The organism is Neisseria sp. P0009.S007 (assembly GCF_051962515.1).
In genome coordinates, this window is record NZ_JBQCVF010000144.1 from 1 (window position 1) to 4,033 (window position 4,033).

The following is a 4,033-nucleotide window of genomic DNA, read 5'->3' on the forward strand; positions in this document are numbered from 1 at the left end:
GTCAAACAAATTACCGACAACCAATTTATGGAAGTCCTTATGGCGCCGAAGTTCACCGCCGAAGCCCTCGAAATCGCCGCCGCCAAGAAAAACGTGCGCGTATTGGAAGTGCCGCTCGAAGCAGGTGCCAACCGCTTTGAACTCAAACGCGTCGGCGGCGGACTATTGGTACAAACCCCCGACATCCACCGCCTCAACCGCGCCGATTTGAAAGTCGTCTCCAAACGCCAACCGACCGAGCAAGAATGGAATGACCTGATGTTCGTCTGGAACGTCGCCAAATACGTCAAATCCAACGCCATCGTCTTCGGCAAAGGCGGCCAAACCTACGGCATCGGCGCAGGCCAAATGAGCCGCGTGGACAGCACCCGCATCGCCGCCCGCAAAGCGCAGGACGCAGGCTTAGACTTAAACGGCGCCTGTGCCGCTTCCGATGCCTTCTTCCCATTTCGCGACGGCGTAGATGTCATTGCCGAGCAGGGCATCAAAGCCATCATCCATCCCGCAGGCTCCATGCGCGACCAAGAAGTCTTCGACGCAGCGGACGAACACGGTATTGCGATGGTAGTAACGGGTATTCGCCATTTCCGCCACTGATAAGCTGATATAAAATAAAGGTCGTCTGAAAACCGATTTCAGACGGCCTTTTTCAATACATTAAATCAAGACAAAGCAACAAAGCCATATCTATTCCGATTCATACGGCAACAAAACGTCCCAAGTCTAAAACCAACCCACTCAGAGAAAAAACATGAAACACATCCTCCTCATCCTGACCCTCGCCACACTCACCGCCTGCGCCTCCAGCCATACCGGCGGCTACGGCTATGCCGGAAACAACGGCGCTTCCGCAGGCGTGACCCAAACATTCCGTTGGTAAGGCCGTCTGAAATACGGCATGGTGTTACACCATAGAAAACAGACCGATTCCAAACGTAAAGGCAAGTTTTACACTTGCCTTTTTTATACTATTTAGCGGCTCAATAACGCATCAATTCGCATCATTAAGCCGCCATTTAAATGTTAGAAAACGTTAAAGGCCGTCTGAAAACAGACTGTATAAACCCATCACATGATTCAAATCAACCTTCAATACAAATCTCATTAATTCTCTAAATAAAAGCTGACATCTAAATCTATCACTAAAATAACTATCCTGTTAACATATTATTTAATAATCATTATTGTTTGAAAATTTCAATAAAAATCATATAATTATAAAAAAGCGTTTAAAAAAAGCAACAAGTAAATCTAACCAGCATGACCGTTGAGGGCGAAAAAATAACACTTTATCGGAAGAGTTGATTTACGAAACCAAACGCATATAAAATTTGGACAAGGATTCCGAATGCATTGAAAGAAGCTGACAAAAAGTGACTGGTTAAGAAACAAGCTGACAAAAAACGGCACATCGTTTCCCAAACTTCACAAGCTTCCCAAAATGTATCAGCATAAAATCCCATAAAACAGGAATTTAGCTGCCATTCGGCCGAGTGGAGACTTTTGGCACGGGAATTGCATACAGGAGATTACGGCATGAAACCGCATAAAGGGGAAACTCTGAAATGCGGCAAATGTGTGGACAGGCGGTTTACAGCCGAGCAACACGTCCCAAAAGAAATCAAACCCCTTACAGGAAAATCGATATGAATAAAGTCTTTAAAGTCATTTGGAACCACGCGACCCAGACATGGACCGCGGTTTCCGAAATCAGCCATGCACACGGCAAAAAATCCGCTTCTGACAAGCGTAAAGCCGTAGCTGCTGCGGTGGTTGCTGCAGGTGCTTTGATGGCATCTAGCGGAGTAGAGGCCGCTGTAAGATTGGGAGGTAGTGCAGTAGACATTACTCCTGATGGTACTTACAACGGTTCTAACAGAAACGTTGGTGTCAACTCTGTTGTAGTGGGTTATCAAAATACTGCCAGCAGTCAAGATGGCACTATCGCTTACGGTGCGAACAATACTGCGACTGCAAACGCAGCATTGGCAGTAGGTAATAACAATATCGCAACCGGCGGTGCATCGACTGCAATGGGTGTAAGCTCTGTTGCAAGTGGTGAAGCTTCTGTTGCAATCGGTAATGTAGCCCAAGCAACTCAAATTCGTGCGACTGCAGTAGGTAACCGTGCAACTGCTACTCAAGACTCCGCAAGTGCATTCGGTAACCGTGCAAATGCTGGTGCACAATTTGCAACAGCTATTGGTGATAACTCCAATGCAAATGCTGCTGCAGTTGCTGTAGGTACGCATGCAAACGCTGAAAAACAAGATTCTATCGCTATTGGTAACAACGCTCATGGTGCTTGGACCAATGCTATTGCTGTCGGTAAAGATACTGTGGCAAGCCAAGACCACGCGATTGCAGCAGGTACTAGCGCAAATGCGTCAGGTATTCAAGCTGTCGGCGTTGGTTCATATACAAAAGCAGAAGGTAATCTGACAGTTGCAGTTGGTCCATATGCGCAAGCCAATAAAGAAGCTGCAATTGCTGTAGGTTCTAACGCTACTGCTGCTCAGTCTAACTCTATTGCTGTGGGTCAAACTGCCACTGCGTCTAACAATAACTCCATTGCTGTCGGTACTAAATCAGTTTCTAGAGGTGATAACGCAATTGGTGTCGGTGCTTATGCTGAATCAACTGCTCACCGTGCTACCGCTATCGGCGTGTTGTCTCAAGCTAATGGCACAGGCTCATTTGCTGGTGGTGCATCTGCTCAAGCAACAGGTGAAAATTCTGTAGCTATTGGCGGTGCGATGGATGGTAATTTCGGTAATAAAGCAGGTTCTGCTGCTAAAGCAATCGGTAACAACTCTATCGCTTTGGGTACTCAATCTAAAGCTGCTGGCAATAACTCTATCGCTCAAGGTAACGGTGCAACTGCTAAGCAAGCTGCTGACGTTGCCGTAGGTCATTCTGCTACAGCTGACGGTACTTCTACTGGCGCTGATGGCGACGGCGTAGTAAATAATGCCGGTTCGGCAATGGCAATCGGTACAGAAGCTCAAGCAACCGGTATCGTAGCAACAGCCATCGGTGAGCGCTCTAAAGCTCTGGCAAACGGCGCGGTAGCATTGGGTGGCGACGCTCAAGCCAAACAAGGTTCTGACGTAGCAATCGGTCGTGGTTCCGTAGCTGACGGTACTTCTGCTGCAGCATTCGGTCCTGCTGCTACAGCAACTGGTAAATACTCAGTAGCTTTGGGCGTACAAAGTAACGCTGCTTCTAAACAAGCAATTGCATTGGGCCGTGGTGCTCAAGCTAATGGCGGTGAATATGCAACTGCTCTGGGTAACGGTGCTCAAGCAACAGCTAAAAACACTCTGGCTTTGGGTACAGAAGCTAAATCTACTATCGAAAACAGCGTAGCTTTGGGTAACGGTTCTACAACCAGCAACTTCGTACCTACTAACACTGCTACTGTTGGCAGCTACACTTACAGCGGCTTCGCAGGTGCAACCAGCGGTTTGGGCAATGGCGCAGTATTGTCTGTAGGTTCTGCAGGTAACGAACGTCAAATCCAAAACGTTGCTGCAGGTCGTATCTCTGCAACTTCTACCGATGCAATCAACGGCTCTCAATTGTACGCTGTTGCAAACCGCATCGAAAACCTGAATCCGTTTGTATTCTCAGGCCATAATGGTAGCGGTAGCTCACCAGCTGAAGGTACATACAAATACGATCCTAAATCAAATGCCAATAACACTCTGAAACTGATCGCCGGTAACGGTTTGACAATGACCTCAAACGGCACTAACGAGTACACCCTGAGCGTAATCGGTGGCGGTTCTACTGGTGCAACCGGCGCTACTGGTCCTAAAGGCGAAAAAGGCGATACCGGTCCTGCTGGCCCTAAAGGCGACAAAGGCGATAAAGGTGACACTGGCGCAGCCGGCGCTAAAGGCGACAAAGGTGACACTGGTGCAGCTGGCGCTAAAGGTGACACTGGTGCAGCTGGCGCTAAAGGCGACAAAGGTGACACTGGTGCAGCCGGCGCTAAAGGCGACAAAGGTGACACTGGCGCAGCCGGCGC

Annotated in this window: 2 protein-coding genes and 1 pseudogene; all 3 read left to right on the plus strand. The window is 48.4% G+C overall.

Annotated elements, in window-relative coordinates:
* Positions 1 to 597: pseudogene (gene purH, locus ACTHS3_RS10530) on the plus strand (bifunctional phosphoribosylaminoimidazolecarboxamide formyltransferase/IMP cyclohydrolase); the annotation flags it as partial.
* A 154-nt stretch (positions 598 to 751) separates the two neighbouring features.
* Positions 752 to 880: a hypothetical protein gene (locus ACTHS3_RS10535; protein ID WP_256388401.1), complete on the plus strand. Its 129-nt coding sequence runs from the start codon at positions 752 to 754 to the stop codon at positions 878 to 880.
* 766 nt (positions 881 to 1,646) lie between these two features.
* The coding region (locus tag ACTHS3_RS10540; RefSeq protein WP_440367926.1) for an ESPR-type extended signal peptide-containing protein at positions 1,647 to 4,033 on the plus strand (2,387 nt) is incomplete at its 3' end.

Excerpts from the sequence above, each read along its gene's own strand:
- ACTHS3_RS10535 (WP_256388401.1), top strand. The coding sequence starts at position 752 with ATGAAACACATCCTCCTCATCCTGACCCTCGCCACACTCACCGCCTGC.